Origin of the sequence: Gaiella occulta, from assembly GCF_003351045.1 — a bacterium.
In the GTDB taxonomy this organism is placed as follows: Bacteria; Actinomycetota; Thermoleophilia; order Gaiellales; family Gaiellaceae; genus Gaiella; species Gaiella occulta.
This window is the reverse complement of sequence record NZ_QQZY01000002.1, coordinates 263,938-289,874: the sequence shown is the minus strand read 5'-3', so window position 1 is coordinate 289,874 and position 25,937 is coordinate 263,938. Positions and strand designations below refer to the sequence as shown.

The window sequence follows — 25,937 nt, the reverse complement described above, 5'->3', positions numbered from 1 at the left end:
GGAAAGGAGCACGATGACGACCCATCTGCCGAGCCGGCCGGCGCCGAAGGAACTGCTCGACGCCGAAGCGCTCTCGCGCACCATCTCCCGCATCGCGCACGAGCTCATCGAGCGCAACGACGTCCTCGGCGAGGTCGCCCTCGTCGGCATCCACACCCGCGGCGTGCCGCTCGCCCGGCGCCTGCGCAGGCTCGTCGCCGAGCGCTCGGGTGTCGAGGTCGCGCTCGGCTCCGTCGACATCACCTTCCACCGCGACGACGTGCTCGTGCGCGCAGGCGGCGCGCCACGGCACGCACAGCCCGTCGTGCGCGGCACCACGCTCGACTTCGAGCTCGAAGGCAAGACCGTCGTGCTGGTCGACGACGTTCTCTTCACGGGGCGCACGATCCGCGCGGCCATCGACGCGCTCCTGGAGTACGGGCGCCCCGCCCGCGTGCAGCTCGCGGTCCTCGTCGACCGCGGGCACCGCGAGCTTCCGATCAGGCCCGACTACGTCGGCAAGAACCTGCCCACGGCACGGGCCGAGCGCGTCCAGGTGCAGCTGCTCGAAGTCGACGACGTCGACCGGGTGCTGCTGCTCGGCCGAGCGGAGGGGAACGATGGCTGAGATCCGGCTCGCAGGCCGCCCGCCGTCCCCACCGCGCCGCCATCTCCTCGCCGTCTCCGACCTCGGACGCGAGGACGTGGAGCGCATCCTCGGCACGGCCGCGACCCTCGCGCGCTCGCTCGACCGGGAGGTGAAGAAGCTGCCCGCGCTGCGCGGCAGGCTCGTCGTCAACCTCTTCTACGAGTCCTCGACGCGCACGCTCTCGAGCTTCGACCTCGCCGCGAAGCGGCTCTCGGCGGACACGATGTCCTTGCGCTCGTCGGGCTCGTCGGTCGACAAGGGCGAGTCTCTGAAGGACACGGCCCTCACGCTGGCCGCGTACGACCCCGACGTGATCGTGATCCGGCACCCGTGCATCGGGGCGCCGCAGGTGGTGGCAGGCGCGACCGCGGCCCACGTCGTCAACGCCGGGGACGGCAAGCACCAGCATCCGACACAGGCGCTGCTCGACCTCTACACGATGCGGGAAGCCCTTGGCCGGCTGGAGGGCCTGCACGTGGCGATCGTCGGAGACGTGCTCCACTCGCGCGTCGCCCGCTCGCTCGTCGAGGCGCTCGCGCTCGTCGGCGCCCGCACGACGCTCGTCGCTCCGCCGACGCTGCTGCCGCGCGGGATCGAGGCGCTGGGCTGTGCGACGACGACGGACATCCGCGAGATCGCGCACGCCGACGTCGTCTACGTGCTGCGCATGCAGCACGAGCGCATGCTGCCCGGCGCCGCGTTCGTGCCGTCCCTGCGCGAGTACACCGCGCTGTGGGGGATCACGCCCGACCGCGTTCGCGCAGGGCAGGTCGTCATGCACCCGGGGCCGATGAACCGGGGTGTCGAGATCGACCCCCGCGTGGCCGACTCCGGCGCTGCGCTCGTGAGCGAGCAGGTGCGCGCCGGTCTCGTCGTGCGGATGGCTGTGCTCTACGACCTGCTCACGAGCGGACCGGTCGAGATCGTTCGGGCACTGGAGGTCGCATGACGCTCTTCTGCCGCGGCGGCGCGCGCGACACGCTGCGCATCGAGGGCGCACGCGTGCTCGACCCGGCCGGAGGCGTCGACGGCGCGTTCGACGTCGCGATCGAGCACGGGCGCATCACCAGGCTCGAGCCCGCCGCGGAGGCGGCTCGCGGCCTCGTGCTGGCGCCGGCGTTCGTCGACCCGCACGTCCACCTGCGCACGCCCGGCCGCGAGGACGAGGAGACCGTCGCCAGCGGCACCGCCGCCGCGGCAGCAGGCGGCTACTGCGCGATCCTCGCGATGCCGAACACCGATCCCGTCGTCGATTGCGCCTCGGTGCTCGGCGCGCTCATCGAGGCGGCGCGCGCGGAGGCGGTCGTGCCGACGGGGTTCGTGGCGGCGATCTCCAGGGGCCTGCGGGGCGATCAGCTGACCGAGATGGCGGAGCTCGCGGCGCTCGGGGCCGCGGGCTTCAGCGACGACGGCAAGCCCGTCGTATCGGCCGGGCTCATGCGGCGCGCCCTGCAGTACAGCGCCGTCGCGGGGCGGCCGCTGGCGCTGCACGAGGAGGAGCCGACGCTCTCGCGCGACGGGCAGATGCACGAGGGCGCCGTCTCCGCCGAGCTCGGGCTGGCAGGGTGGCCGTCGGTCGCCGAGTCGACGATGATCGAGCGCGACTGCGCCCTAGCTGCATACGAGCAGAGGTCTTTGCATATAATGCACGTCTCGGCGCGTGAGTCCGTGGCCGCGGTCAGAGCTGCGCAGGCGCGCGGGGTGGCCGTGACCGCGGAGGCCACGCCACACCACCTCTGCCTCACCGACGACGCCGTGCGCACACTCGACACCAACGTGAAGATGAACCCGCCGCTGCGGTCGGAGGACGACCGGCAGGCGCTCCTCGATGGCCTGCGCGACGGCACGATCGCGTGCGTCGCCACCGACCATGCGCCGCACGCACGGCACGAGAAGGACGTGCCCTTCGAGGAGGCGCCGTTCGGCGTCATCGGCCTCGAGACCGCTTTCTCGGCGCTCTACACGTTCCTCGTCGAACCCGGCGTGCTCCCGCTCGAGCTGGTACTCGAGCGCATGTCGGCAGGACCCGCGCAGGCGTTCGGCCTGCCGCTGCCGCGGATCGCCGAGGGCGAGGTCGCGAACGTCGTGCTTCTCGATCTCGAGGCCCGCTGGACGGTCAGCGAGGAGGAGACGCGCTCGCGCTCGGTCAACTCGTGGTTGCTCGGGCGGACGTTGCGGGGCGCGGTCGTCAAGACCGTCGCCGACGGCCGCGTGGTGTTCGCGGCATGACGGCCGGATATCTGCTGCTCGAGGACGGCACCGTCTTCCGCGGGCGCTCCGTCGCCGCGCCCGGCGCGGCGTTCGGCGAGGCGGTGTTCACGACGGCGATGACGGGATACCAGGAGACCGTCACCGACCCGAGCTTCTCCGCGCAGCTCGTGTGCTTCACGGCGCCGATGATCGGGAACTACGGCGTCGCGGACGAGCGCCTCGAGTCGGCGAGGCCGTGGGCGGCGGCGGTGCTCATGCGACGCTGCGGCGGCGAGACCTGGCCGGCATGGCTCGCCGGGCACGGCATCGTCGCGCTCGACGAGCTCGACACGCGGGCGCTCGTGCTGCGGATCCGCGAATCCGGGGCGATGCGCGCCGTCGCCGTCGCCGACGAGTCCGCGCTCCCGGTCGGCGACGCGCTCGAACAGGTGCTCGCACAGCCGCCGATGGAAGGCCGGGCGCTCGTCGCGGCCGTCTCGCGCGCGGAGCCTGCCGTCTACAACGAGGACGGCAAGGTGCGCGTCGCCGTCGTCGACTACGGCGCGAAGACGTCGATCATGCGGCGCCTGCGTGCCGCCGGCGCCGCAGTCACCGTGTTCCCGCACCTCGCGGATCCCGACCGGCTCGCCTCCTTCGACGGCGTGCTGCTGTCGAACGGGCCCGGCGACCCCGAGCCGCTGACGGCCGAGGTGGAGGTGATCCGGAGCCTGCTCGGGCGCACGAGCGTGCTCGGGATCTGCCTCGGCCACCAGCTGCTCGGTCTCGCCACCGGGCACGAGACCTTCAAGCTGCCGTTCGGCCATCGTGGCGCGAACCATCCGGTGCTCGACCGGCGCTCCGGGCGTGTCCTCGTCACGAGCCAGAACCACGGCTTCGCCGTGCGCGCGGCCGCGGGCGAGGAGGCGACGCACGTGTCGCTCTACGACGGCACCGTCGAGGGCTTCGACTTCCCGGACATGAACGCGCGCTCGGTCCAGTTCCACCCCGAGGCCGGGCCGGGAACCCACGATGCCTGGCCGATCCTCGAGCGCTGGGTCGCGGACCTGGTGGAGGCCCGCTGATGCCCGCGCGGCGCGACCTGCGTTCGATCTGCGTGATCGGCTCGGGCCCGATCGTGATCGGCCAGGCCTGCGAGTTCGACTACTCCGGCTGCCAGGCGCTCAAGGTGCTGCGCGAGGACGGCTACCGCACGATCGTGATCAACTCGAACCCGGCCACGATCATGACCGACCCCGGCTTCGCCGACCGCACCTACGTCGAGCCTCTCGACCTGGAGGCGGTCGCGGACGTGCTGCGCCGCGAGCGCCCGGACGCGATCCTGCCGACGCTCGGCGGCCAGACCGCTCTCAACCTCGCGGTCGAGCTGTCCGAGTCCGGCGTGCTGGACGAGCTGGGCGTCGAGCTGCTCGGCGCGCGGGTGGACGTGATCCGCCGTGCCGAGGACAGGCGGCTGTTCCGCGAGGCGGTGCAGAGCTGCGGCCTCACCACGCCCGCGTCGCGTATCGTCACGTCGCTCGACGACCTGCACGGCGTGACACTTCCGGCGGTGGTGAGGCCGGCCTTCACGCTCGGCGGGCACGGCGGAGGCTTCGCCGACGACCGGGCCGCGCTCCGCCGCCAGGTGGAGAGCGGCCTGCGCGAGAGCCCGATCTCGCAGGTGCTCGTCGAGGAGTCGGTGAAGGGCTGGGACGAGTTCGAGCTCGAGGTGATCCGCGACCGCAACGACAACGTCGTCATCGTCTGCTCGATAGAGAACCTCGACCCGATGGGTGTGCACACCGGGGACTCCGTCACCGTCGCGCCGCAGATGACGCTCTCGGACGAGGCCTACCAGGAGCTGCGCGACGCCTCCGCCGCCATCATCCGCGCCGTCGGCGTCGAGACGGGCGGCTCCAACATCCAGTTCGCGCGCTCGCGGGAGACCGGCGCGCTCCGCGTCATCGAGATGAATCCCCGTGTCTCGCGCTCGTCGGCGCTCGCGTCGAAGGCGACGGGCTACCCGATCGCCAAGGTGGCGGCCAAGCTCGCCGTCGGCTACACGCTCGACGAGATCCCGAACGACCTCACGAAGACGACGCCGGCGAGCTTCGAGCCGACGCTCGACTACGTGGTCGTGAAGTTCCCGCGCTTCGCGTTCGAGAAGTTTCCCGGCGCCGATCCCACCCTCGGCACGCAGATGAAGTCCGTGGGCGAGGCGATGGGCATCGGCCGCACGTTCTCGGAGGCGTTCCTGAAGGCATTCGGCTCGCGCGAGCTCGACCCCGGCGCGCCGACGCCGTGGGCGACCTTCGACGACATCCCGGAGGGCGTGCACCCGTGGTTCACGGAGCAGCTCGCGCAGGCGCGCCGCGAGCTCGCCTCGCGCGATATCCGCCGTGCCAAGCGCGCGGGCTGGGGCGACGACTCGATCGGCGCGGCGTGGGGGACGAGCGGCGACGACGTGCGCCGCGTCCGCTACGCCAGGGGAATCCGGCCCTCGTACCGCCGTGTCGACTCCTGCGGGGGCGAGGTCGAGGCGGGCTCGAACTACTACTACTCGACGTGGGGCGAGGAGGACGAGCCGCTGCCGCCCGCGACGAAGCCGCGCGTCGTGATCATCGGCTCGGGGCCGAACCGGATCGGGCAGGGGATCGAGTTCGACTACTGCTGCGTCCACGCCGTGCAGACCTTCCGCGCGCTCGGCTACGAGGCGGTGATGATCAACTGCAATCCCGAGACGGTGTCGACCGACTACGACACGTCCGACCGGCTCTACTTCGAGCCGCTGTCACCGGAGGAGGTGCTCGCGGTCCTCGACCGCGAGCGCCCCGAGGGCGTGGTGACGCAATTCGGCGGCCAGACGCCGCTGCGGCTCGCCCGGCACATCGAGGCCGCCGGGTACGCGATCATGGGGACGCCGCACGCGGCGATCGACCTGGCCGAGGATCGCGAGCTGTTCGGCGCGCTCGCCGACCGGCTCGGCGTGCGCTGCCCGCCGTGGGCGACCGTCGACGGCGAGGAGGAGGCGCTCGCGGCGGCGGCGAGCATCGGCTATCCCGTGCTCGTGCGCCCGTCGTACGTGCTCGGTGGCCGCGCCATGCGCGTCTGCTACGACGACGGGCAGCTGCGCGAGGCGATGGCGGCCGTCTCCGGCTCGGTGCTGCTCGACCGCTTCGTCGAGAACGCGATCGAGGTCGACGTCGACGCGCTCTGCGACGGGGAGGACGTGGTCATCGCCGCCGTCATGCAGCACGTGGAGGAGGCCGGCGTGCACTCGGGCGACTCGGCCTGCGTGCTGCCGGCGCAGTCGCTCACGCTCGCGAACACGCTCGAGGTGGAGCATGTCGTGAAGCGGTTGGGGCCGGCGCTCGGGGTCGTCGGGCTCCTCAACGTGCAGCTCGCGATCGCCGACTCGACGGTCTACGTGCTCGAGGCGAACCCGCGCGCGTCGCGCACCGTTCCGTTCGTGTCGAAGGCGATCGGCATCAACCTCGTCGAGGCCGCGTGCAAGCTCGCGGCGGGGCAGAAGCTGCGCGACCTGCGGCTGCCGACGCCGCGGCCGACCGACGTGAGCGTGAAGGCCGCCGTGCTGCCGTTCGCGCGCTTCCCGGGCTCCGACGCCGTGCTCGGCCCCGAGATGCGCTCGACCGGCGAGGTGATGGCGAGCGCCGCCGACCTCCCGACCGCGTTCGCGAAGGCGGAGCGCGCCGCCGGCAGGCCGCTCCCGACCTCCGGCACCGCATTCCTGTCGGTCAACGACGCCGACAAGCCGAGCGTGGCGCCGATCGCGGCGGCGCTCGCAGGGCTCGGGTTCACGCTCGTCGCCACCGAGGGCACGGCGCGCACCCTCAGGGCAGCCGGCCTCGACGTGGAGGAGATCGCCAAGGTCGCCGACGCGGACGCGAGCGAGCGCACGGTCGTCGACCTCGTGCGCGACGGGCGCTGCGATCTCATCGTCAACACGCCGCAGGGCTCGGGCGCGCGCGCCGACGGCTACCGCATCCGCGAGGCCGCGATCAGCGCCCGGGTGCCGTGCATCACGACGATCTCCGGCGCCGCCGCGGCGGTGCACGCGATCGCCAACGCCCGGGCCGAGACGGTGCTCTCGCTGCAGGAGCGCATCGGGATCGGCGGCTGAGACGCGGATGCGGCGCGCGCTCGTCGAGGTCGTCGGCACCGAGCCGGTCGGCCCCTACACGCTGCTGCGCGTCGGGCGCGGGAGCCTCTCGCCCGGCATGCCGGGGCAGTTCTTCATGCTGGAGGCGCCCGGTCGCGTGCTGCCGCGGCCGATGTCGCTGTGCCTCGCGCCTGCGGGCGAGCTCGCGTTCCTGATCGATCCCGTCGGGCCCGGCACGCGCGCGCTCTGCGCGCTCGCCGCCGGCGAGCGCCTGCACGTCCTGGGGCCGCTCGGCAACGGCTTCGATCTCGCCGTGCGGCGCCCGCTGCTCGTCGGCGGCGGCATCGGCGTGGCGCCGCTGCCGTACCTGTCGCGGGCACTCGGCCGGCCGCGTGCGCTGCTCGGCTTCCGCAGCGCCCACCACGCCGAGGCGGCGGCACTCGTCCCGGGCGCCGAGGTGGTGCTCGAGCCGACCTACGTCACCGCGCTGCTGCCCGACGATCCCGGCGACGTGCTCGCGTGCGGGCCCGAGCCGATGCTCGCGGCGCTGCGGCAGCGCGTGCCGGGGGCGCAGCTGGCCTGGGAGGCGCCGATGGCCTGTGGCTACGGCGCCTGCTACGGCTGCGTCGTCGAGGTCGACGGCCGCCTGCAGCGGCTCTGTGTCAGCGGCCCCGTTCTGCGCGCGGCGTGACCGTTCCCCTGCTCAACGCGAGCGGCTGCCTCGACGCGCTCACCGCCCCGGACGTCGCCCGCAGCCTCGACGCGTTCGTGACGAAGACGATCACACCGCTGCCGCGGGACGGCAACCCCCCGGTGCGCATCGCCGAGACCCGTGCCGGCATGCTCAACGCCATCGGCCTGCAAGGCCCCGGCGTGGACGCGCTCGTCTCCGACGTCCTCCCGCGCCTCGCCGCGCTGGGGCTGCACGTGTGGGTGTCGGTGGGCGGCTTCTCCGCGCGGGACTTCGCGGGCATCTGCGAGCGCCTCGACGGGCGCGACGACGTCGAGGTGCTCGAGCTCAACCTCTCCTGCCCGAACGTCGAGGAGGCGCCCGAGTCGTCGGCCGAGATCGTGGCGGCCTGCCGCGAGGCCACGCGCAAGCCGCTGTACGCGAAGCTGTCGCCCGCGACCTGGGACATTGCGGAGTCCGCCCGCGCCGTCGTCGCCGCCGGCGCGGACGGGCTCTCGCTCGTCAACACGATCCGCGGTCTCGCACTCGATCCCGCCACGCTGCGGCCGCGGCTGGCACGGGCGCTGGGCGGATACTCGGGGCCGGCCCTGAAGCCGATCGCGCTCGCGTGCGTCTGGGCGTGCGCGGCCGCCGTCGAGGTTCCGATCGTCGGCATGGGGGGCGTCGTCACCGGTATCGACGCGCTGGAGCTCGTCGCGGCCGGCGCCAGCGTTGTCTCGCTGGGCACCGTGCTCTTCTCCGACCCGGGAGCGCCCGGGCGCATCCGCGGCGAGCTCGCAGCCGAAGCGGCGGCCCGCGGCTTCCGCGATCCGGCCGACGCACGCGCTGTTGCCAGAAGTAACCGAGAAAAAGCCCTGTAAATGCGCAACAACAGTTGTGCTTGACCGGCCGCCCGGGATTGTTAGACTCGGGCGCTCATGGTCGCGTCGAAGACTCAAGCCCAGGCGCCCGCTCGCTCACTCGATCAGCGGATGGAGGCGCTCAGGAGGGCGAACGACATCCGCGTCCGCAGAGCTCAGCTGAAGAAGGACCTCAAGGAGGGCACGGTGCAGATCGAGGGCATCCTCCTCGATCCGCCGGAGTACGTCTCCACCGCGAAGGTGTTCGACATGCTGATGGCGGTGCCGAAGTTCGGGCGCGTCAAGGCCGCGCGCCTGCTGAACCAGTGCCGCATCAGTCAGTCGAAGACGGTCGGCGGCCTTTCCGAGCGCCAGCGCAACGAGCTGGTGTCGCTCTTCAACCGCTGAACACGCGTGCCGAAGGGCTCGCGGCATCGCCGGTAGGGTTGGCCGCGATGAGCGCGCAGCCGGTCTTCGTCATCACGGGCCCGTCCGGTGCCGGCAAGGGCACGCTGATCAGGGCGCTCGTGGAGCGGCTGCCCGAGCTGGAGGTCGCGGTCTCCGCCACCACGCGGCCGATGCGCCCCGGCGAGGTGAGCGGACGCGAGTACTGGTTCCTCGACGAGGAGCAGTTCGTCGCCCGCGTCGAGGCGGGCGAATTCCTCGAGCACGTGCAGTACGTGTCGCGCAAGCGCTACGGGACGCTGCGCTCGGAGATGGCGCGCATCGCCGCGGAGGGGCGCGTCTGCGTCCTCGAGCTCGAGCTCGAGGGCGCGCTCAGGGTGCAGGAGGAGGTCGAGCGTGCCGTGACGATCTTCATCGCCGCCGACGTGGCCGAGCTCGAGCGTCGGCTGCGCGAACGCGCGACCGAGTCGACGGGCGAGATCGAGGACCGGATCCGGCTCGCACGGCGCCAGCTCGAGCAGGCGCACCGGTTCCGCTACATGGTGCGAAACGACGACGTCCATCGGGCCACCGAGGTGCTCTCGGCGATCGTCGAGCGGGAGCTCGATCTTGCCGGTACCATGGTCGCGCAATGATCGAACCCCGCATCGACGACCTTCTCGAGCACGTCGACTCGCGCTACGCGCTGGTGATCGTCGCCGCCAAGCGCGCGCGCCAGATCAACAGCTACCACCACCAGCTCGGCGAGGGCCTGGGCTTCGAGGACGCGCCGCCGCCGCTCGTGCAGTCGCGCTCGAAGAACTACCTGACGATGGCGATGGAAGAGATCGCGCAGGCGAAGATCGCGTACGCGTACCGCCCCTAGGACCCGCCGGCTCCTCCTTCTCCACCTCCTGACGGCACAATGTGCGCCGTGGCGCGCATCGTCCTCGGCATCACCGGCGGAATCGCCGCCTACAAGGCGTGCGAGGTGGTGCGCCTGCTCGTGCGCGGCGGACACGATGTGCTGCCGCTGCCCACGCGAGGCGCCGAGCGCTTCGTCAGCGCCGAGACGTTCTTCGCGCTCGCGCGTCGCGAGCGGCCAGCCGACCCGTACCCGCATCTCCAGCGCGCCGACCTGCTGCTGATCGCGCCGCTGACCGCGCACACGGCGGCGCGGCTCGCGCACGGCCTCGCCGACGACGTGCTCACCGAGGCGGCACTCGCGCATCGCGGCCCGCTGCTCGTCGCGCCGGCGATGAATTCGGCCATGTGGGAGCACCCGGCGACGCGGGCGAACTTCGAGACGCTGCGCGCTCGCAGCGTCGAGATCATCGGCCCGAGCGCCGGCGAGCTCGCCGAGGGCGAGGTCGGATGGGGCAGGATGGCGGAGCCGGCCGCGATCGTCGAGCGTGCGCTCGCCCTCCTCGGCGAGCAGGCGCCATCCACGCTTGCCGGCCGCCGCGTCGTCGTCACGGCCGGCGGCACGCGCGAGCCGCTCGACGCCGTGCGCTACGTCGGCAACCGCTCGTCGGGGCGCATGGGCGTCGCGCTGGCAGACGGTGCGCGACGGCGCGGAGCCGCCGTGACGCTGCTTGCCGCCAACCTCGGCGTCCCGGCGCCCGCCGGCGTGGAGGTGGTGCAGACCCCGACGGCGGCCGATCTCGAGCGCGAGGCGATGGCGCGCCGCGACGCCGACGTGATCGTGATGGCCGCCGCCGTCGCCGACTACCGGCCGGCGGCGGCGGGCGACGGCAAGCGTGCGAAGAGCGCCGAGCCGTGGCACGTCGAGCTCGTGCCGACCGTCGACGTCGCCCGCGCGCTCGGCAGCGCGCGCGACCCGTCGCAGGTGCTCGTCGCCTTCGGCGCCGAGCAGGGGCCGGACGGCCTCGTGCGCAAGCGCGCGATGCTCGACGACAAGAACGTCGACCTCGTCGTCTACAACGACGTGGGGCGGTTCGACATCGGCTTCGACAGCGACGACAACGAGGTCACGCTCGTCTCGCGGGACGGCGAGCGCCTGGTGCCGAAGGCGCCGAAGCCGGCAGTCGCGGAGGCGGTCCTCGACGAGGTCGAGCGCCTGCTCGCGCAGCGCCGCCGCTGAGCGCGAGCGCGGCGCACGTTCCTCCCGGCGCGGTCGCGGCGGAGCTCTTGACGCCTCCGGCACGATGACCCCATGAGCGAGGCCTACGATCTCTACCAGCAGGGCCGGCGCCACCTGCGCAGCGGCATGGCGGCACAGGCGACCGTGGCGCTCGAGAAGGCGAAGAAGCTCGAGCCCGACAAGGCGTCCATCCGCGAGGCGCTCGGCATCGCCTACTTCCGCATCACGCGCTGGGCCGCCGCGGAGGCGGAGTTCCGCAAGGTGCTCGAGCTGTCCCCGGTCGACGACTACGCGCACTACGCGCTCGGACGCACCTTGCAGAAGCAGGGCCGTGGCGCCGAGGCAAGCCGCTACCTCAAGCTCGCCCGCTGCCTGCGGCCGCGGTCGCCCGGCGACGGGCTCGGCCCCTGATCCGCTCAGGCGTCGTCGAGATCGTCGAGCAGGCTCGTATAGCGGCGGAAGCGCCTTCTCGCCGCACGTCCGAAGGCATCGCGGTAGTCGGCGGCCGCCGCGTCGTCGAGCGTGGACGCATACGTCTCGCGGATGTCGAGCAGCCGGTCGGCGATCGCATCGACGACGAGCTGGTAGTCGCCGTAGGCCTCCTCCGCCTCGTCGCGGCCGACCGCGTTCCACGCGGCCTCGGCGGCGTCGGCCTCCTGGAGCAGATCGGCCTCGTCTTCGGCGAAGAGCGCGAGCTGGCGCTCGATGACGTCGCGGAAGCGGCTGCTGCGCCGGCCGAACATCACGTCAGCTCCCGGTACAGCGCCAGGTGGGCGGCGGCGGCGCGCTCCCAGGTGAGCTCGTCGCGGGCGCGCATCGCGCCCGCGCGTGCCTGCGCGAGCGCATGTGCGTCGTCGAGCAGCCGGCGTAGCGCGTCGGCGAGCGCCTCCTCGTCGCCCGCCGGCACGACCGCGCCCGCGCCGAAGGCGCCCACGATCTCGCCGAGCCCGCCGACGTCGTAGACGATCGCGGGCACACCGGCTCCCAGCGCCTGAAGGAGCGCGCCCGACTGGTCGAGCTCGGCGCGATAGGGGAAGAGCGCCACCGTCGCCTCGCCGAGCGCCTGCTCCAGCTCGGCTTGCGAGAGGTAGCCGAGTCGCCACTCGCCACGGTCGCCTGCGGTCTCGCGCAGGCGCTCGAGGGGCATGCGCGGGTCGCCCGCGACGAGCAGGCGGGCCCCGTCGACGCGGCCGACGGCCGCGACGGCGTCCGCGAGCCCCTTGTAGGGCCGGATGACGCCGAGGGCGAGCGCGGTGCGCCCGTCGTCGCGACGCGGCGGCTCGCTGCGAAAGACCGGGTGCGGGATGACGCGCAGCCGCTCCTCCGCGACGCCGAAGTCCGCGAGCGTGCGCCGGCCGTTCTCGCTGTGGGTGATGACGCGCTCGACGCGGGAGAACAGCCGCCGCCACGTGCGTGTCCTGTGCGCAGTGCGGCGCGGCAGCAGGTCGTGCGCCGTGAACACGAGCGGTGCGCGGGAGGCGAGGAGCCAGGCGTCGACCTCGGGCGCGGAGAGCCACTGCAGGTGCGTGACGTCCGCGCGGGCGCGGCCCAGCCGCGACAGCGCGAACGGATGTTCCAGCGCCTTCACGGCCAGCCGCAGCCGCGGCGCGCGCAGCCGCGCCGAGAGCGGATAGAGGCCGTCGTCGAAGCGGTAGCCGGCGGGCGCCGGGACCGCGCCGTAGCGAAAGCGCGACGTCAGCAGCGTGACGTCGGCGCCGGCGCGCGCGAGCGCCGCGGCGAGGGCGTGGTCGTACCGGGGCGTGTAGGCGGGAGGATCGGCGAGCAGGAGGCGCACGCTCTCTAGAGTAGAGCGACCGTGGCGGTGATCGTCCGCAGCCGGGATCTGTTCCGCGGCGTCGACCACGTCCTCGCGCAAAGCGCTGACCGCCTGGTCGCGGGAGCGTCGCGTGCACAATGGCGTCGTGCTCTCCGACCATGCAGCGGTCGAGCGGGAGGTCGGGTGACCTTCGAGCAGGCGCGCGCCCAGTTTCCGGTGCTGGAGCGGATCGCCTACCTGAACGCCGGCACCTTCGGGCCGATCGCGCGCGCGACGCACGCAGCCGTGGCGGCGGAGCTCGAGAGGGATCTGCGCGAGGGCCGCAGCGGCACCCCGTACTTCGGCCGCGCGATGGAGATGCGCGCGCACGTCCGTGCCGCCGTCGCCGCGCTGATCGGCGCCGAGCCCGGGCAGGTCGCGCTCACCTCCTCGACGACGGACGGCTGCAACATCGTCGTCGCGGGCATCGGTCTGGGAGCGGGGGACGAGGTCGTGACGACGAGCGACGAGCACTTCGGCCTGCTCGGCGCGCTCGGCGCCTCGGGCGCGCGCGTCGTCGTCGTCGAGCCCGATCCCGAGCGCATCGCCGCCGCGGTGACGCCGCGCACGCGGCTGCTGGCCCTGTCGCAGGTGCTGTGGACGACGGGGCGCCTGCTGCCGGTGCGCGAGCTGCGCGCCGCCACCGGCGTGCCCGTGCTCGTCGACGGCGCCCAGTCGGTCGGCGCCGTCCCCGTCGACGTCGACGGCATCGACTTCCTCACCGTGTCGGGCCAGAAGTGGCTGTGCGGCCCCGACACGACCGGCGCGCTGTTCGTGGCGCGACCCGACGAGCTCCGTGTCGCGTCGCCGAGCTACTTCTCGCAGGTCGCCTACGCGCCGGACGGGTCGTTCACGGCGCGCGAGGGCGCGGCCCGCTTCGAGCCGAACTGGTGGCCGGCGGCCTCGCTCGCGGGCCTGCTCGCGGCCGTCGGCACGCGTCCCGCGTGGGCGTTCGACCGCGCCGCCGCGACAGCCGAGCGGTGTCGCTCGCTCCTCGCGGAGCACGTCGAGGTGATCGTGCCCGAGGAGCGCGCGACGCTCGTCGCGTTCCGCCCTGTCGAGGAGGCGGCGGCTCTCGTCGAGCGCCTTTTCGCCGCCGGCGTGCACGTGCGCGAGATCCCGCGCAGCGGCCTCGTGAGGGTCTCGTGCGGCTGGTGGACGAGCGACGGCGACCTCGACCGGCTCGTGTCGGAGCTCGCGCGATGAGGCGCGAGGGCGGCTGTCTCTGCGGCGCCGTCCGCTATGCCGTGGACGGTCCGCTGCGCGACGTGCTCGTGTGCCATTGCCCGGAGTGCCGGCGCTGGGCAGGCCGCGCGTGGGCCGCGACCGCGGCGCGTCGCGAGCAGCTGGCGCTGCTCGAAGACCGCGGGCTGCGCTGGACGGCGGCGCCCGCCTCGGATTCGGGTGCGAGCCACGGCTCCTGCGCCGAGTGCGGCGCGAGCCTGTTCTGGGACGCGCCCGGACGCCCGACCGTGTCGATCGGCGTCGGCACGCTCGACGACGCGGCCGGCCTCGAGCTCGCCGGGCACGTGTACGCGCGCTCCGCCCAGCCCTGGGAGCGTCCGCCCGCCGGCGCGACGACGTTCCCGGCCGCGTATCCGGCGGACGCGGCGCCGCTACGCTGGCGCCCGTAGCGACGTCCTACGCGGCCGCAAGGCCGAGCTCGGCGGCGACGGGGCGCAGTGCCGCGACGACGTTCGCGATGTGCTCGTCGAGCTCGAGGCCGAGGAGCTCCGCGCCTGCGTAGACCTCGTCCCGGTGCACGCCGGCGGCAAACGACGGCTGCTTCAGCTTCTTGCGCACCGACTTCGGCTCGAGCCCCTCGAGGCCGGTCGGCCGCACGAGCCCGCACGCGTGCACGAACCCCGACAGCTCGTCGCAGGCGAACAGCGTCTTCTTGAGGGGCGTGTCACGCGGGATGCCCACGTGCTCCGCGTGCGAGAGCACCGCCTCGATCAGCTCCTCCGGGTATCCCTCCTCGCGCAGGATGGGGGCGCCGTCCTGTGGATGCCGGTCGAGCGTGGGGTGGATCTCGTAGTCGAAGTCGTGCAGGAGCGCGGTGCACCCCCACAGCTCCTCGTCCTCGCCGAAGCGGCGTGCGTAGGAGCGCGTCGACGCCTCCACGGCCAGCGCGTGCCGGAGCAGCGACTCGCTCGTCGTGTAGCGGGTCAGGGTCGCCCAGGCTCTGTCGCGGGTCACGCGCACGGAGGGGTACGATAGCGCCCGCCTCATGCAGTCGTTCGTCATCCAGGGCGGCCGCCCGCTCTCCGGGACCGTCCGCGCCTCGGGCAACAAGAACGGCGCGCTGCCGATCCTCGCCGCCACGCTGCTCGCCTCCGAGGAGGTGCGCCTGTCGAACCTGCCGCGCATCCGCGACGTGGAGGTGATGGTGGAGCTGCTCGCCGACCTCGGCGCGGACGCCGTCTGGACGGGCCCGAACGAGGTGCGCGTGGACAGCTCGGGGGTGACGAAGACGGAGCTCGATCCCGACCTCTGCCGGGAGATCCGCGCGTCGTTCCTGCTCGCCGGACCGCTGCTCAGCCGCTTCGGCCGCGCCGTCGTGCCGCCGCCCGGCGGCGACGTGATCGGCCGCCGCCGCCTCGACACCCACATCCACGCGTTCGCCGCGCTGGGCGTGGAGATGGAGATGAACGGCGCCTACGACCTGCGCGCCGGCAAGCTCGTCGGCACGCGCCTCTTCCTCGACGAGGCGTCCGTGATGGGGACGGAGAACGCGATCATGGCGGCCGTGCTGGCGCAGGGCGAGACGATCGTCGGCCACGCCGCATGCGAGCCTCACGTCCAGGATCTGTGCCGCTTCCTCGTCTCCCTCGGCGCACGCGTGGAGGGGATCGGGTCGAACGTGCTCCGCATCGAGGGCGTCGAGCGCCTCGGCGGCGGCTCGTACCGCATCGGTCCCGAGCACGTCGAGGTGGCGAGCTTCGCGGCGCTCGCGGCGGTGACCGGCGGCGACCTCACGGTCGAGGACGTCGAGCCCGACGATCTCGTCTCGATCGTGCCGGCGTTCCGCAAGCTCGGCATCGAGCTCGAGGTGCGGGAGCGCACGCTGCGCGTGCCTCCCGGCCAGCAGCTCCGCGTCGTCGACGACCTCGGCGGCCAGATCCCGAAGATCGAGAGCGGCATCTGGCCTGCCTTCCCGGCCGACCTGACGTCGATCGCGGTGGTGGCGGCGACGCAGGCCCACGGCACCGTGCTCGTGTTCGAGAAGATGTTCGAGAGCCGGCTCTTCTTCGTCGACAAGCTCGTCTCGATGGGCGCGCGCATCATCCTCTGCGATCCGCACCGGGCGGTGATCACGGGCCCGGCGAAGCTCTACGGCCAGCGGCTCGAGAGCCCCGACATCCGCGCGGGCATGGCGATGGTGATCGCGGCGCTGTGCGCCGAGGGCCGCTCGTCGATCGGGAACATCCGCCAGATCGACCGCGGCTACGAGCGCATCGACGAGCGGCTGCGGGCGCTCGGCGCCGACATCGAGCGCGGCGAGCTGTGAGCGGCGCTCGCCTCACGCACGGCGCCGGCGAGAGCAACGTCGCCACGGGCATGCCCGTCCTCGACCATCTGCTGGCGCTCCTCGCCCGCGCCGGGCGGTTCGACCTCACGCTCGAGATCGAGCCGGACGAGCCCGCGGCCGAGGTCGATGCGGCGGGTGCGGCGCTCGGCCTCGCCGTGGCGCCGCTGCTTCGACCGGGGGCCCACGGGGCGGGCACGATGCCCGCCGACGAGGCGCTGGCGATGGTCGTGCTCGAGGCGTCGGGAGTGCCGCTCGTCGCGGCCAACGCCGACCTCACCGGCGCCAGCGGCCTCGGCACGGACATGGCGGCACGCTTCCTGCGGGCGCTCGCCGACGCGGCCCGTCTCACCCTGCACGTGCGCCTGATCGAGGGGGAGGACACGGACCACGTTCTCGCCGCCATCTTCAAGGCGCTCGGCGTCGCGCTCGCAGACGCCACATCCCGTCCCTGACACCGAGGAGGTCCCCGTGGAGAAGACCGTCATCCGCACCGAGAACGCCCCCGCCCCGTTCCAGGGAGCGCCGTACAACCAGGCGATCAGGGTCGGCGAGCTCGTGTTCGTCGCCGGCCAGCTCGGCCTCAAGCCCGGCGACACCGCCGTCGAGGGCGACGTCGCCGCCCAGACCGAACAGGCGCTGCGCAATCTCGCAGCGATCCTCGAGGCGGCGGGCAGCTCGCTCGACAAGCTCGTCAAGACGAGCGTGTTCCTGCAGGATCTCGGCGACTTCGCAGCCATGAACGAGGTCTACAGCCGCCATGTGGGCGAGCGCCCGCCGGCGCGGTCGACGTTCGAGGTGGCGAAGCTGCCGTCGGGCGCTCTCGTCGAGATCGAGGCCGTCGCGCACGTCTGACGCCCCGGCCGGGGCGCGGGCGGCGACAATGCAGCCGTGCCCACCGCCGTCCGCCGCTACGTCCGCTCGCTCGGCCTCGACGCCTACGTCGTCGGCGGCGCGGTGCGGGACGAGCTGCTCGGCGTGCCGCACGCCGACGAGGACTTCCTCGTGCCCGGCGTCGACCATGCCGGGCTGCGGGCGGCGCTCGAGCCGCACGGCCGCGTCGAGGAGATGGAGGTGCACGGCCAGCTCGTCGGCGTGCGCCTCTTCCCGCGCGACCCGGACGTGCGCGCGCTCGCGCCCGCGGGCATCGAGCTGACGCCGCCGCGGGCGGAGCGCTCCACGGGCCCCGGCCACCGCGACTTCGCGATCGTGAGCGGGGCCGACATCGCGATCGCGGAGGACATGGCGCGCCGCGACTTCACCGTCAACGCGATCGCCAGGCGGCTCGCGGACGGGTCGCTCGTCGACCCGTTCGGCGGTCTCGCCGATCTCGCGCGGCGCATCCTGCGCACCGTCTCCCGCGACAGCTTCCGTGAGGATCCGCTGCGCCTGCTGCGCGGCCTGCGCTTCGTCTCCCAGCTCGGCTTCGAGCCGGCGGGGGAGACGTTCGCGCAGATGCGCATGGAGGCGGCGGGGCTCGAGCACGTGTCGGCCGAGCGCATCGGCGGCGGCATCGCGGCGGACGGCATGGGGGAGCTGTCGAAGCTGCTCCTCGGGGCGCAGCCGGCACGCGCGCTTCGCCTCGCGCGCGACGCGGGCGTGCTCGAGCGCGTCATTCCCGAGATCCGCGCCGCCTTCGGCTATCGCATCCCGTCCGCGCGCCAGCCGCTGCCCCTGGACGAGCACGTCTTCGCCGCCGTCCAGGCCGCGGCCGACCACGGCGCGCCGCTCGAGGTGCGGCTGGCGGCGCTGCTGCACGACCTCGGCAAGCCGGAGGCCGACGCGGCCGGGACGGACCACGCACAGGTCGGCGCGCGCCTGGCGGGGGCGGCGCTCTCGCGCCTGCGCTACCCGGCGCGCGTGCGACGGCACGTCACGCGTGTCGTCGCAGGCCACGCCTTCCGGCTCGACGGCCCGGTCGACGGCCGCCGCGCCCGCCGTTTCCTTGCCGAGCACGGCGAGCGCGGCGCCCGCGATCTCGTCGAGCTGAAGGCGGCCGACCTGGCCGCGAAGTCGGTGCCGGAGCGTGAGCTCGCGGCGCTCTCGGCCCTGTGCGACGCGCTCGAGCGCGAGCGCGAGAGCCCGCACAGGCTGCAGGATCTCGCCGTCGACGGCAACGACCTCATCGCCGCCGGCATCCCGGCCGGACCCCGGCTCGGATCGATCCTGCGCGCGCTGCTCGACGAGGTCGTCGAGGACCCGTCGCGGAACCGGCGGGCATGGCTTCTCGCGCGCGCGGCGAAGGAGAGCGCATGAACGCCGACGCCGTGCGGGCCGCCTACGAGGCGATCCGAGCCGAGGCCGGCCCCGGCGTGACCGTGGTGGCGGCGACGAAATACGTGCCACTCGAGGACATGGCCGCGCTCGTCGAGGCCGGCATCGAGGTGGTGGGGGAGAACCGGGCGCAGGACATGGTGCGCAAGCACGACCGCTACGGGGACGCGTTTCGCTGGCACTTCATCGGCACGCTGCAGTCGAACAAGGTCAAGCTCGTCAACGGCGTCTGCGAGCTCGTGCACTCGCTCGACAGCCACTCCGCCGCGCGCCGGCTCACGGTGCCGGCGCTGCTCGAGGTGAACCTCGCCGGCGAGTCGTCCAAGAGCGGGGTGGCGGAGCGCGAGATCGAGGAGTACATGGAGCGGTACCCGCTCATCCGGGGCCTGATGACGATGCCGCCGTTCGCGCAGGATCCGGAGCAGAGCCGGCCGACCTTCCGCCGGCTCGCACAGCTTGCCCGCGACTTCGGTCTGCCCGACATCTCGATGGGTACCTCGCAGGACTGGAGGGTCGCCGTCGAGGAGGGCGCGACGCTGATCCGCGTCGGCAGCACCCTGTTCCGCTGAGAAGCGTCCTCCGACTGGGCTACGATCCGCGCGTCATGGGATTTGCCGACGTCTGGAACCGCACGCTCGTCTACTTCGGCATCGCCGAGGACGAGGAGTGGGACGAGGACGGCCTGGCGACGCAGGAGGAGCTCGAGCGGGAATACCGCTCACGGCCGAACCGTCAGAACGTGCGGCGCCTGCCGCGCCGGCGCGAGCCGGACGGCTGGTCGGACGAGAGCGTCGGCGCCGTCGACACACCGCCGCCTCCCGCCTCGAGCCGCTCGCCGCGCCCGGCGCGCCTGCGCGGCGTCGACGCGGGCAGGGTGAGCGTCCACCTCGTGCTGCCACGCAGCTTCAACGACGCGCAGCAGATCGCCGACAAGTTCAAGGACTCGGTGCCGGTGATCCTCAACCTCCAGAGCGCCGACAACGAGCTCTCGAAGCGCCTGATCGACTTCGCGAGCGGCCTCACGTACGCGCTCGACGGCAGCATGCAGCGTGTCGCCGACAAGGTGTTCCTGCTCACGCCGCGCAACGTCGAGGTGTCGGCCGAGGAGCGCGCCCGCATGATCGACAAGGGCGGGTTCTTCAACCAGGCCTGAGCGGGCGCGGCCGCTGAGCCTGCCTGCGCCCGCGGAAGGCTCCGCGCCCGCAGGGATCGCCGCCCTGACGCAGAATTCTCGTGACGTGGCCGCTCTGACTGCCAGCTTTTTCCTGCTCGCCGACCTCGCGACGTCGGCGCAGCGCTTCGTGGGCGTCTTCTTCGACGTCTACATCCTGCTCATCCTCGCCTACGTGCTGACGTCGTGGTTCCGGCTGCCGTACGCGCTCCATCGCGTGCAGCGGTTCCTCGACGACGTGTGCGAGCCCTACCTGAGGATCTTCCGGCGCGTGCTGCCGTCGCTCGGGCCGCTCGACCTCTCACCGATCGTCGCCGTGCTCTCGCTCGTCGTCGTCCAGCGGGTGCTGGACGGCGTGATCGGGCGCCTGCTGTAGGAGAAGGGAGTCACCATGCCGCTCACGCCGGTCGAGATCCGACATCTGGAGCTGAAGCGCGGGCTCTTCGGCTATCGCAAGGGCGTCGTCCACCGCATCATGGACGACATCGCCGACAGCTTCGAGGCCGTCTGGCGGGAGCGCTCGCAGCTCGCCGAGCGCGTCGAAGAGCTGGAGGCGGAGGTGAGCCGTCACCTCGAGCTCGAGGGCCTGCTGCGGGCGACGCTCGTCTCCGCGGAGAGCGCGGCGCAGGACATGCGGGAGAGCGCGCGGCGGGAGGCCGACGTGATCGTGACCGAGGCCAACGCCGAGGCGCGCAAGATCCTGCGCGACGCGATCTCCGAGAAGGAGTCGCTGCTGGGCGAGGTGCGCCGCATCCAGTCGCTCCTGCGCTCGGCGCTCGCGGTCGTCGACGAGGTGCCGGGCAGCGCGTCCGCGACTGTGCCGGAGAGCCGCTCGCCCCACGTCGGCGCCGCGCCCGCGTTCCCGGCCGCGCAGCCCCCGGAGGAGCGCACGGATCCTGGTCTGCGCAAGCTCGCCGGGTAGCGCGTCTATCCTAAGGGGCGATGGAGCCCCGCCTCACCAGGCTGCGAATGCGCGTCTCCCCGGGAGCGGGCCGCTCGGCCGTGGTCGGCCGCTACGGGGAGGGGTGGAAGGTGCGCGTCGCCGCGCCGCCCGAGAAGGGCCGCGCGAATGCCGAGGTGGTCGCTCTCGTCGCCGGATCGCTCGGGCTCGGGCGTCCGGCGGTTCGCGTCGTCGCCGGTGCCGCGTCTCGCGACAAGGTGATCGAGGTGGATGGGCTGTCCCACGAGGAGGCGGAACGGCTCCTCGCCGTCGCCGGAGAGGAGCGATCATGACCGTCGATCTCGCACAACGCCGCGCGGAGCTGCTCGCGCTGCGCGAACGGCTGCTGGCGGCAGCGGAGGAGATCGCCGCCGGCGACGACGGCGACGCGGAGATCAACTCCGCCGCCGGCGACCAGCACCTCGCCGACCATGCCGGCGGCATGCTCGACCGTGAGGTGGACGAATCGCTCGAGGAGAACGTCGAGCACGTCGTCGGGGAGATCGACGCGGCGCTCGCCCGCATCGACGCCGGCAGCTACGGGATCTGCGCCGCCTGCGGCGACCCGATCCCCGAGGAGCGCCTCGCCGCGGTGCCGTATGCGACGCTGTGCCTCGCCGACAGGCGCAGGCTCGAGCGAGGGTGATCGAGCCCGCCCGCAGCGAGCCGCCGCGCGTCCCCGACATCCGGGTGGGGTCGGCGACGAACGCCCTGCAGCCGATCTCGAGCGCGGAGCGGCCGCTGGGCGCCGGCCTGCCGCAGTGGGCGTCGCTGCTCGTCGTCGCGGCGACCGCGGGCGCAGCCGACCAGCTCACGAAGTGGACGGTGTCGAGCCGCCTCGGGCTCGGGGACACTGCGACGACGATCGGGCCTCTGAGCATCCGCTACGTGCAGAACAGCGGCATCGCGTTCGGGCTCTTCGCCGGCTCGACCTCGGCCGTGATCGTGCTCACGGCCGTCGCCGTCGCCGCGATGCTCGTGTTCTTCGCGCGCGCCGCGCAGAGCCATCCGCTGCTGCCGGTGTCGCTCGGACTCGCGATCGGCGGCAGCGTCTCGAACCTCGTCGACCGCGTGCGCCTCGGGCATGTGACCGATTTCCTCGACTTCGCCTACTGGCCCGCGTTCAACCTCGCCGACACGTTCATCGTCGTCGGCGTCGGCCTTCTCTTCGCCTCGTTCGTCGCGGCCGATCGGACGAGCCCGCGCGTTGGCGCTGCTCCGCTTTCACGTCTCTGACGGGGAGGCCGGCACGCGGCTCGACCGCGTCCTGGCCGAGCGCCCCGAGATCGCCTCGCGCGCGCTGGCCGAGCGGCTGATCGCGTCCGGGGCCGCGCTCGTCGGCGGCGAGCGGCGGCCGAAGAGCCACCGGGTCGAAGGCGGCGACGAGATCGCCGTCGAGGTGCCCGCTGCGACGCCGCTCGTGCCCGAGGCGATCGACGTGCCCGTCGTCTGGGAGGACGAGCACCTGCTCGTGGTCGAGAAGCCCGCCGGCATCGTCGTGCACCCGGCCGGAGGCACGCGCACGGGCACGCTCGTGCACGGGCTGCTCGAGCAGGGCGCCGAGGGCGGGGAGGACGACGACCGGCCGGGCATCGTGCACCGGCTCGACAAGGAGACGTCCGGCCTGCTCGTCGTCGCGCGCTCGCAGGCCGCGCACGCGCGCCTGCAGCAGATGATCCGCGAGCGCGCCGTCGAGCGCCGCTACCTCGCGCTCGTGCACGGCATGCCGAGGTCGCGCAGCGGCCGCATCGAGGCGCCGATCGGTCGCGACCGGCGCGATCGCTCGCGCCACTCGCTCGACACGGCGACGCCGAGGGATGCGGTCACCCGCTTCGAGCTGCGCGAGCAGCTCGGCAGGCGGGCGCTGCTCGACGTCTCGCTCGAGACCGGACGCACGCATCAGATCCGCGTCCACCTGGAGGCGATCGGCCTTCCGATCGCCGGCGACCCGGTCTACGGGGTTGCGGGCGACCTCGGCCTCGAGCGGCAGTTCCTGCACGCCTACCGGCTGCGCTTCGCGCACCCGTTCGGCGCCGAGCAGGTCGACGTCTGCTCGGCGCTGCCGCCCGACCTGCGGGCGGCGCTCGCGGCGGCCCGCTCGCGGCCGGCGCCGGGCTGAGACTCCGTCCTCACCGGCTCTACCCGGTACCATTGGCATCTCATCCGTTCCCCCGACCCGGCGATCAGCGCAGGGGCGGTGGTGCCGCGGCCCGGCGTCTACACGCGCACGGAGCCCGGTTCCGCTCTCGCCCGCCGGAGCACGACGCATCGCAAACCACACGAAAGGGGCTGGTCCCGTTGGCAGTCGTCTCCATGAAGGAGCTCCTGGAAGCCGGAGTGCATTTCGGCCACCAGACGCGCCGCTGGAACCCGAAGATGAAGCGCTTCATCTTCACCGAGCGCGGCGGCATCTACATCATCGACCTGCAGCAGACGCAGCGGCTGATCGAGGAAGCGCACGACTTCGCGCGCAACATCGGCGAGCGCGGCGGCACGATCCTGTTCGTGGGCACCAAGAAGCAGGCGCAGGAGGCCGTCCGCACCGAGGCGATGCGCGTCGGCATGCCGTACGTCGCCAACCGCTGGCTCGGCGGCCTGCTCACGAACTGGCGCACGATCTCCGACCGCATCGCGTACCTGCACGACCTCCGCCGCCTCAAGGCCGACGGCCAGCTCGCCCTGCTGCCCGCGAAGGAGCGCATCGCGATGGAGGCCGAGCTCGAGAAGCTCGAGGCGAACCTCGGCGGCGTGGCCGACATGCGCCGCCAGCCGGACGCGGTCTTCATCGTCGACCTCAAGAAGGAGCAGCTCGCGGTGCGCGAGGCGCAGCGGCTGAACCTCCCGGTGATCGCCCTGGTGGACACGAACTGCGATCCGGACGAGGCGCAGTACGTGATCCCGGGCAACGACGACGCGATCCGCTCGTGCTCGCTCGTCGTGCGCGTGCTGGCCGACGGCATCGCCGCCGGCCGCCAGAAGGTGGCCGCGAAGGAGTTCCAGGCGGCCGCCGCGGCGCCCGCAGCGGCGGGAGACGCCGGCGCCGGGCCGGAGGCCGCCGTCGTAGACGCGCCCGCCGACGTGAAGGAGGAGGCGTGACCGAGATCGGCGCCGGCCTCGTCAAGGAGCTGCGCGAGCTCACCGGCGCGGGCATGATGGACTGCAAGCGCGCCCTGCAGGAGACGGGCGGCGACATGGAGGCGGCGCGGACGCTGCTGCGCGAGAAGGGCATGGCCCAGGCCGGCAAGCGCGCCGACCGCGCCACCACGGAGGGCCTCGTCGGCGTCTTGCTCGACGGCGGCACGGGCACGATCGTCGGCGTCGGCTGCGAGACCGAGCCGGTGTCGAAGAACGACGAGTTCCGGGCCTACGCCGAGAAGGTGCTGCGTGCCGTGCACGCCGACGGCCCCGCCGCCGTCGAGGCGCTCGACCAGGAGCGCCTCGAGCTGATGGGGAAGCTGGGCGAGAACGTCGTCGTCGTCGCGGCCGAGCGTTTCGGCGGCGGCGGCACGATCGGCGCCTACGTGCACCCGCCGGCCAACAAGATCGGCGTGCTCGTCGAGCTGGAGGGCGGCGACGAGGCGATCGCGCGCCGGCTCGCCATGCACATCGCGTTCGCGGCGCCGGAATGGGTGCGCCGCGAGGACGTGCCCGCGGCGACGGTCGAGGCGGAGCGGCAGATCTACCTCAACTCGGACGAGGTGCTCTCGAAGCCGGAGGCCGCGCGTGAGAAGATCGTCGACGGCATGCTCGGCAAGCGCTTCTTCGCGGCATCCCCGGGCGGCGTGCTCGTCGACCAGGCCTGGATCCACGACGCCTCCAAGAGCGTCGGCCAGGCCCTGCGCGAGGCGGGCGCGTTGGTGAAGGCGTTCACGCGGGTCTCGGTCGCCGGCTCGTGAGCGCTCCCGCGGAAGGAACGGCGAGGGCGGCGCCCGACGGCGCCGCTCCGCCGTTCCGCCGCATCCTGCTCAAGCTCTCGGGCGAGAGCCTGATGGGCGGCCGCGACTACGGCGTCGACCCGAAGACGATCTCGGCGATCGCACGCGAGGTCGTCTCGGTGCACAAGGGCGGCACGGAGGTCGCCGTCGTCGTGGGAGGCGGCAACTTCTACCGCGGCATCGCCGCCGCCGCCGACGGCATGGACCGGGCTACGGCCGACTACGCCGGCATGCTCGCCACGCTCCTCAACGCCCTTGCGCTGCAGGATGCGTTCGAGCGCCTCGGCGCGCCCACGCGCGTGCAGTCGGCGATCACCGTCTCCGAGGTGGCGGAGCCGTACATCCGCCGGCGTGCGATGCGGCACCTCGAGAAGGACCGTATCGTCATCTTCGCCGCCGGTACCGGCAACCCGTTCTTCACGACCGACACGGCGGCCGCGCTGCGCGCGCTCGAGATCGGCGCCGAGGCGATCCTGATGGCGAAGAACGGCGTGCCGGGCGTCTTCGACGGCGACCCGCGCATCGACCCGTCGGCCCGCTTCCTGCCGGAGTTGACGCACCTGGAGGCGATCGAGCGTGGCCTGCGCGTGATGGACACGACGGCGCTCTCGCTCTGCATGGACAACCGCCTGCCGATCCACGTGTTCGAGCTGGCGGAGGGAAACATCGTCCGCATCGCGTCGGGCGAGCGCATCGGAACCATCGTGTCGACGCCGAAGGAGGCCTGAGTGGGAGCCATCGAGGACTTTCTCGCCGACTGCGAGATGCGGATGGACAAGTCGATCGAGACGACGCGGCAGGAGTTCAACAGCGTGCGCACGGGCAGGGCGTCGGCGGCGCTGCTCGACCGCATCACGATCGACTACTACGGGACGCCCACGCCGCTCAGCAACATGGCGACGATCTCGGTGCCCGAGGCGCGCCTGCTCTCGATCCAGCCGTACGACGCGACGCAGATCAAGGCGATCGAGAAGGCGATCCAGGAGTCCGACCTGGGGCTGACGCCGTCCAATGACGGCAGGGTGATCCGCCTGCCGATCCCGCAGCTGACCGAGGAGCGGCGCAAGGAGCTCGTCAAGGTCGTGCGCCGCTACGCCGAGGAGGGCAAGATCGCGATCCGCAACGTGCGACGGGACGTGATGAAACACCTCGAGGAGCTCGTGCGCAACGGCGAGGTCGGCGACGACGAGGAGCGGCGCGCCGAGGCGCAGGTGCAGAAGCTCACCGACGATCACGTGAAGCGGATCGACGACCTCCTCAAGCACAAGGAAGCGGAGATCATGGAGGTGTAGGGCCCGTCCCTGCGAACCTCCTCTCCA

33 protein-coding genes are annotated in these 25,937 nt (G+C 72.9%); 30 read left to right on the top strand and 3 right to left on the bottom strand.

Annotation, left to right across the window (positions count from 1 at the left end):
- The first annotated feature begins 13 nt into the window (after window positions 1-13).
- The 12 genes from pyrR to Gocc_RS04975 all read left to right on the top strand — a co-directional run bounded on the left by pyrR (window position 14) and on the right by Gocc_RS04975 (window position 11,364).
- Window positions 14-607, top strand: a complete 594-nt coding sequence (pyrR, locus tag Gocc_RS05030; protein ID WP_114795440.1) for a bifunctional pyr operon transcriptional regulator/uracil phosphoribosyltransferase PyrR — start codon at window positions 14-16, stop codon at window positions 605-607.
- Window positions 600-1,577, top strand: coding sequence for an aspartate carbamoyltransferase catalytic subunit (locus Gocc_RS05025; RefSeq protein WP_114795439.1), 978 nt, complete (start codon window positions 600-602; stop codon window positions 1,575-1,577). Before pyrR ends, Gocc_RS05025 begins: the two co-directional genes overlap by 8 nt.
- A complete protein-coding gene (locus tag Gocc_RS05020) occupies window positions 1,574-2,857 on the top strand; it encodes a dihydroorotase (RefSeq protein WP_114795438.1) in 1,284 nt (427 codons plus the stop codon). The genes Gocc_RS05025 and Gocc_RS05020 overlap by 4 nt, the downstream gene beginning before the upstream one ends.
- The gene (gene carA, locus Gocc_RS05015; RefSeq protein WP_114795437.1) at window positions 2,854-3,900 is read left to right on the top strand and encodes a glutamine-hydrolyzing carbamoyl-phosphate synthase small subunit; all 1,047 of its coding nucleotides are present in this window, start codon (window positions 2,854-2,856) and stop codon (window positions 3,898-3,900) included. Before Gocc_RS05020 ends, carA begins: the two co-directional genes overlap by 4 nt.
- Window positions 3,900-6,956 (top strand): carbamoyl-phosphate synthase large subunit, encoded by a 3,057-nt coding sequence (gene carB / locus Gocc_RS05010; protein WP_114795436.1) that lies wholly within the window; start codon window positions 3,900-3,902, stop codon window positions 6,954-6,956. Before carA ends, carB begins: the two co-directional genes overlap by 1 nt.
- A gap of 7 nt (window positions 6,957-6,963) precedes the next feature.
- Window positions 6,964-7,626: an iron-sulfur cluster-binding protein gene (locus Gocc_RS05005; protein WP_114795435.1), complete on the top strand. Its 663-nt coding sequence runs from the start codon at window positions 6,964-6,966 to the stop codon at window positions 7,624-7,626.
- Window positions 7,623-8,486 carry a dihydroorotate dehydrogenase gene (locus Gocc_RS05000; protein ID WP_181813382.1) on the top strand — a complete coding sequence of 288 codons (864 nt, stop codon included), beginning with the start codon at window positions 7,623-7,625 and terminating at the stop codon, window positions 8,484-8,486. Before Gocc_RS05005 ends, Gocc_RS05000 begins: the two co-directional genes overlap by 4 nt.
- 57 nt (window positions 8,487-8,543) lie before the next feature.
- Window positions 8,544-8,873 (top strand): integration host factor, actinobacterial type, encoded by a 330-nt coding sequence (mihF, locus tag Gocc_RS04995; RefSeq protein ID WP_114795433.1) that lies wholly within the window; start codon window positions 8,544-8,546, stop codon window positions 8,871-8,873.
- A 47-nt stretch (window positions 8,874-8,920) separates the two neighbouring features.
- Window positions 8,921-9,505 carry a guanylate kinase gene (gmk, locus tag Gocc_RS04990; RefSeq protein ID WP_114795432.1) on the top strand — a complete coding sequence of 195 codons (585 nt, stop codon included), beginning with the start codon at window positions 8,921-8,923 and terminating at the stop codon, window positions 9,503-9,505.
- The gene (gene rpoZ / locus Gocc_RS04985; protein WP_114795431.1) at window positions 9,502-9,735 is read left to right on the top strand and encodes a DNA-directed RNA polymerase subunit omega; all 234 of its coding nucleotides are present in this window, start codon (window positions 9,502-9,504) and stop codon (window positions 9,733-9,735) included. Before gmk ends, rpoZ begins: the two co-directional genes overlap by 4 nt.
- A gap of 39 nt (window positions 9,736-9,774) precedes the next feature.
- Complete coding sequence (coaBC, locus tag Gocc_RS04980; RefSeq protein ID WP_114795430.1) at window positions 9,775-10,953, top strand: bifunctional phosphopantothenoylcysteine decarboxylase/phosphopantothenate--cysteine ligase CoaBC; 1,179 nt, start codon at window positions 9,775-9,777, stop codon at window positions 10,951-10,953.
- 72 nt (window positions 10,954-11,025) lie between these two features.
- Entirely contained in the window at window positions 11,026-11,364 is a 339-nt protein-coding gene (locus Gocc_RS04975) for a tetratricopeptide repeat protein (RefSeq protein WP_114795429.1), read from the top strand.
- 5 nt (window positions 11,365-11,369) lie between these two features.
- Here the strand turns inward: Gocc_RS04975 and Gocc_RS04970 are convergent, their stop codons facing one another.
- Window positions 11,370-11,696, bottom strand: coding sequence for a hypothetical protein (locus Gocc_RS04970; protein WP_147281188.1), 327 nt, complete (start codon window positions 11,694-11,696; stop codon window positions 11,370-11,372).
- A complete protein-coding gene (locus tag Gocc_RS04965) occupies window positions 11,696-12,748 on the bottom strand; it encodes a glycosyltransferase family 4 protein (RefSeq protein WP_181813381.1) in 1,053 nt (350 codons plus the stop codon). The genes Gocc_RS04970 and Gocc_RS04965 overlap by 1 nt, the downstream gene beginning before the upstream one ends.
- Before the next feature lie 165 nt (window positions 12,749-12,913).
- On the opposite strand from Gocc_RS04965, the gene Gocc_RS04960 reads away from it, so the two are divergent.
- Complete coding sequence (locus Gocc_RS04960; RefSeq protein ID WP_181813380.1) at window positions 12,914-13,975, top strand: aminotransferase class V-fold PLP-dependent enzyme; 1,062 nt, start codon at window positions 12,914-12,916, stop codon at window positions 13,973-13,975.
- Entirely contained in the window at window positions 13,972-14,403 is a 432-nt protein-coding gene (locus tag Gocc_RS04955; protein WP_114795425.1) for a GFA family protein, read from the top strand. The genes Gocc_RS04960 and Gocc_RS04955 overlap by 4 nt, the downstream gene beginning before the upstream one ends.
- Before the next feature lie 7 nt (window positions 14,404-14,410).
- On the opposite strand, the gene Gocc_RS04950 is transcribed toward Gocc_RS04955, so the two are convergent.
- Window positions 14,411-14,968: an HD domain-containing protein gene (locus Gocc_RS04950; RefSeq protein WP_220150454.1), complete on the bottom strand. Its 558-nt coding sequence runs from the start codon at window positions 14,966-14,968 to the stop codon at window positions 14,411-14,413.
- 31 nt (window positions 14,969-14,999) lie between these two features.
- On the opposite strand from Gocc_RS04950, the gene murA reads away from it, so the two are divergent.
- From murA to frr, 16 genes are all read left to right on the top strand, one after another.
- Window positions 15,000-16,280 carry a UDP-N-acetylglucosamine 1-carboxyvinyltransferase gene (murA, locus tag Gocc_RS04945; RefSeq protein WP_114795424.1) on the top strand — a complete coding sequence of 427 codons (1,281 nt, stop codon included), beginning with the start codon at window positions 15,000-15,002 and terminating at the stop codon, window positions 16,278-16,280.
- A complete protein-coding gene (hisB, locus tag Gocc_RS04940; RefSeq protein ID WP_114795423.1) occupies window positions 16,277-16,753 on the top strand; it encodes an imidazoleglycerol-phosphate dehydratase in 477 nt (158 codons plus the stop codon). The genes murA and hisB overlap by 4 nt, the downstream gene beginning before the upstream one ends.
- A gap of 16 nt (window positions 16,754-16,769) precedes the next feature.
- On the top strand, window positions 16,770-17,153 hold the full coding sequence (locus tag Gocc_RS04935) for a Rid family detoxifying hydrolase (protein WP_114795422.1): 384 nt from the start codon (window positions 16,770-16,772) through the stop codon (window positions 17,151-17,153).
- 36 nt (window positions 17,154-17,189) lie between these two features.
- Window positions 17,190-18,554, top strand: coding sequence for a CCA tRNA nucleotidyltransferase (locus Gocc_RS04930; protein ID WP_114795421.1), 1,365 nt, complete (start codon window positions 17,190-17,192; stop codon window positions 18,552-18,554).
- Complete coding sequence (locus tag Gocc_RS04925) at window positions 18,551-19,141, top strand: YggS family pyridoxal phosphate enzyme (protein WP_181813379.1); 591 nt, start codon at window positions 18,551-18,553, stop codon at window positions 19,139-19,141. The genes Gocc_RS04930 and Gocc_RS04925 overlap by 4 nt, the downstream gene beginning before the upstream one ends.
- Before the next feature lie 35 nt (window positions 19,142-19,176).
- Complete coding sequence (locus Gocc_RS04920) at window positions 19,177-19,725, top strand: cell division protein SepF (RefSeq protein ID WP_114795419.1); 549 nt, start codon at window positions 19,177-19,179, stop codon at window positions 19,723-19,725.
- A gap of 85 nt (window positions 19,726-19,810) precedes the next feature.
- Entirely contained in the window at window positions 19,811-20,119 is a 309-nt protein-coding gene (locus Gocc_RS04915; protein ID WP_220150453.1) for a YggT family protein, read from the top strand.
- 15 nt (window positions 20,120-20,134) lie between these two features.
- Window positions 20,135-20,665 (top strand): DivIVA domain-containing protein, encoded by a 531-nt coding sequence (locus Gocc_RS04910; RefSeq protein WP_114795418.1) that lies wholly within the window; start codon window positions 20,135-20,137, stop codon window positions 20,663-20,665.
- A 20-nt stretch (window positions 20,666-20,685) separates the two neighbouring features.
- Window positions 20,686-20,976 (top strand): DUF167 domain-containing protein, encoded by a 291-nt coding sequence (locus tag Gocc_RS04905; protein ID WP_114795417.1) that lies wholly within the window; start codon window positions 20,686-20,688, stop codon window positions 20,974-20,976.
- Complete coding sequence (locus Gocc_RS04900) at window positions 20,973-21,329, top strand: TraR/DksA family transcriptional regulator (protein ID WP_114795416.1); 357 nt, start codon at window positions 20,973-20,975, stop codon at window positions 21,327-21,329. Before Gocc_RS04905 ends, Gocc_RS04900 begins: the two co-directional genes overlap by 4 nt.
- The gene (gene lspA, locus Gocc_RS04895) at window positions 21,326-21,919 is read left to right on the top strand and encodes a signal peptidase II (RefSeq protein WP_181813378.1); all 594 of its coding nucleotides are present in this window, start codon (window positions 21,326-21,328) and stop codon (window positions 21,917-21,919) included. Before Gocc_RS04900 ends, lspA begins: the two co-directional genes overlap by 4 nt.
- Window positions 21,891-22,802, top strand: a complete 912-nt coding sequence (locus Gocc_RS04890; RefSeq protein ID WP_114795414.1) for an RluA family pseudouridine synthase — start codon at window positions 21,891-21,893, stop codon at window positions 22,800-22,802. The genes lspA and Gocc_RS04890 overlap by 29 nt, the downstream gene beginning before the upstream one ends.
- Before the next feature lie 179 nt (window positions 22,803-22,981).
- On the top strand, window positions 22,982-23,779 hold the full coding sequence (gene rpsB, locus Gocc_RS04885) for a 30S ribosomal protein S2 (RefSeq protein WP_114795413.1): 798 nt from the start codon (window positions 22,982-22,984) through the stop codon (window positions 23,777-23,779).
- Window positions 23,776-24,579, top strand: a complete 804-nt coding sequence (gene tsf / locus Gocc_RS04880; RefSeq protein WP_114795412.1) for a translation elongation factor Ts — start codon at window positions 23,776-23,778, stop codon at window positions 24,577-24,579. Before rpsB ends, tsf begins: the two co-directional genes overlap by 4 nt.
- On the top strand, window positions 24,576-25,346 hold the full coding sequence (gene pyrH / locus Gocc_RS04875) for a UMP kinase (protein ID WP_245904877.1): 771 nt from the start codon (window positions 24,576-24,578) through the stop codon (window positions 25,344-25,346). Before tsf ends, pyrH begins: the two co-directional genes overlap by 4 nt.
- A gap of 36 nt (window positions 25,347-25,382) precedes the next feature.
- Complete coding sequence (gene frr / locus Gocc_RS04870; RefSeq protein WP_220150494.1) at window positions 25,383-25,910, top strand: ribosome recycling factor; 528 nt, start codon at window positions 25,383-25,385, stop codon at window positions 25,908-25,910.
- Window positions 25,911-25,937: the final 27 nt, after the last annotated feature.

Bases quoted from the DNA above. Each gene is read 5' to 3' on its own strand.
- pyrR (WP_114795440.1), top strand. From the start codon at position 14: ATGACGACCCATCTGCCGAGCCGGCCGGCGCCGAAGGAACTGCTCGAC.
- Gocc_RS05025 (WP_114795439.1), top strand. From the start codon at position 600: ATGGCTGAGATCCGGCTCGCAGGCCGCCCGCCGTCCCCACCGCGCCGC.
- Gocc_RS05020 (WP_114795438.1), top strand. From the start codon at position 1,574: ATGACGCTCTTCTGCCGCGGCGGCGCGCGCGACACGCTGCGCATCGAG.
- carA (WP_114795437.1), top strand. From the start codon at position 2,854: ATGACGGCCGGATATCTGCTGCTCGAGGACGGCACCGTCTTCCGCGGG.
- carB (WP_114795436.1), top strand. From the start codon at position 3,900: ATGCCCGCGCGGCGCGACCTGCGTTCGATCTGCGTGATCGGCTCGGGC.
- Gocc_RS05005 (WP_114795435.1), top strand. From the start codon at position 6,964: ATGCGGCGCGCGCTCGTCGAGGTCGTCGGCACCGAGCCGGTCGGCCCC.
- mihF (WP_114795433.1), top strand. From the start codon at position 8,544: ATGGTCGCGTCGAAGACTCAAGCCCAGGCGCCCGCTCGCTCACTCGAT.
- gmk (WP_114795432.1), top strand. From the start codon at position 8,921: ATGAGCGCGCAGCCGGTCTTCGTCATCACGGGCCCGTCCGGTGCCGGC.
- rpoZ (WP_114795431.1), top strand. From the start codon at position 9,502: ATGATCGAACCCCGCATCGACGACCTTCTCGAGCACGTCGACTCGCGC.
- coaBC (WP_114795430.1), top strand. From the start codon at position 9,775: ATGTGCGCCGTGGCGCGCATCGTCCTCGGCATCACCGGCGGAATCGCC.
- Gocc_RS04975 (WP_114795429.1), top strand. From the start codon at position 11,026: ATGAGCGAGGCCTACGATCTCTACCAGCAGGGCCGGCGCCACCTGCGC.
- Gocc_RS04970 (WP_147281188.1), bottom strand. From the start codon at position 11,696: ATGTTCGGCCGGCGCAGCAGCCGCTTCCGCGACGTCATCGAGCGCCAG.
- Gocc_RS04955 (WP_114795425.1), top strand. From the start codon at position 13,972: ATGAGGCGCGAGGGCGGCTGTCTCTGCGGCGCCGTCCGCTATGCCGTG.
- murA (WP_114795424.1), top strand. From the start codon at position 15,000: ATGCAGTCGTTCGTCATCCAGGGCGGCCGCCCGCTCTCCGGGACCGTC.
- Gocc_RS04925 (WP_181813379.1), top strand. From the start codon at position 18,551: ATGAACGCCGACGCCGTGCGGGCCGCCTACGAGGCGATCCGAGCCGAG.
- Gocc_RS04920 (WP_114795419.1), top strand. From the start codon at position 19,177: ATGGGATTTGCCGACGTCTGGAACCGCACGCTCGTCTACTTCGGCATC.
- Gocc_RS04910 (WP_114795418.1), top strand. From the start codon at position 20,135: ATGCCGCTCACGCCGGTCGAGATCCGACATCTGGAGCTGAAGCGCGGG.
- Gocc_RS04905 (WP_114795417.1), top strand. From the start codon at position 20,686: ATGGAGCCCCGCCTCACCAGGCTGCGAATGCGCGTCTCCCCGGGAGCG.
- Gocc_RS04900 (WP_114795416.1), top strand. From the start codon at position 20,973: ATGACCGTCGATCTCGCACAACGCCGCGCGGAGCTGCTCGCGCTGCGC.
- frr (WP_220150494.1), top strand. From the start codon at position 25,383: ATGCGGATGGACAAGTCGATCGAGACGACGCGGCAGGAGTTCAACAGC.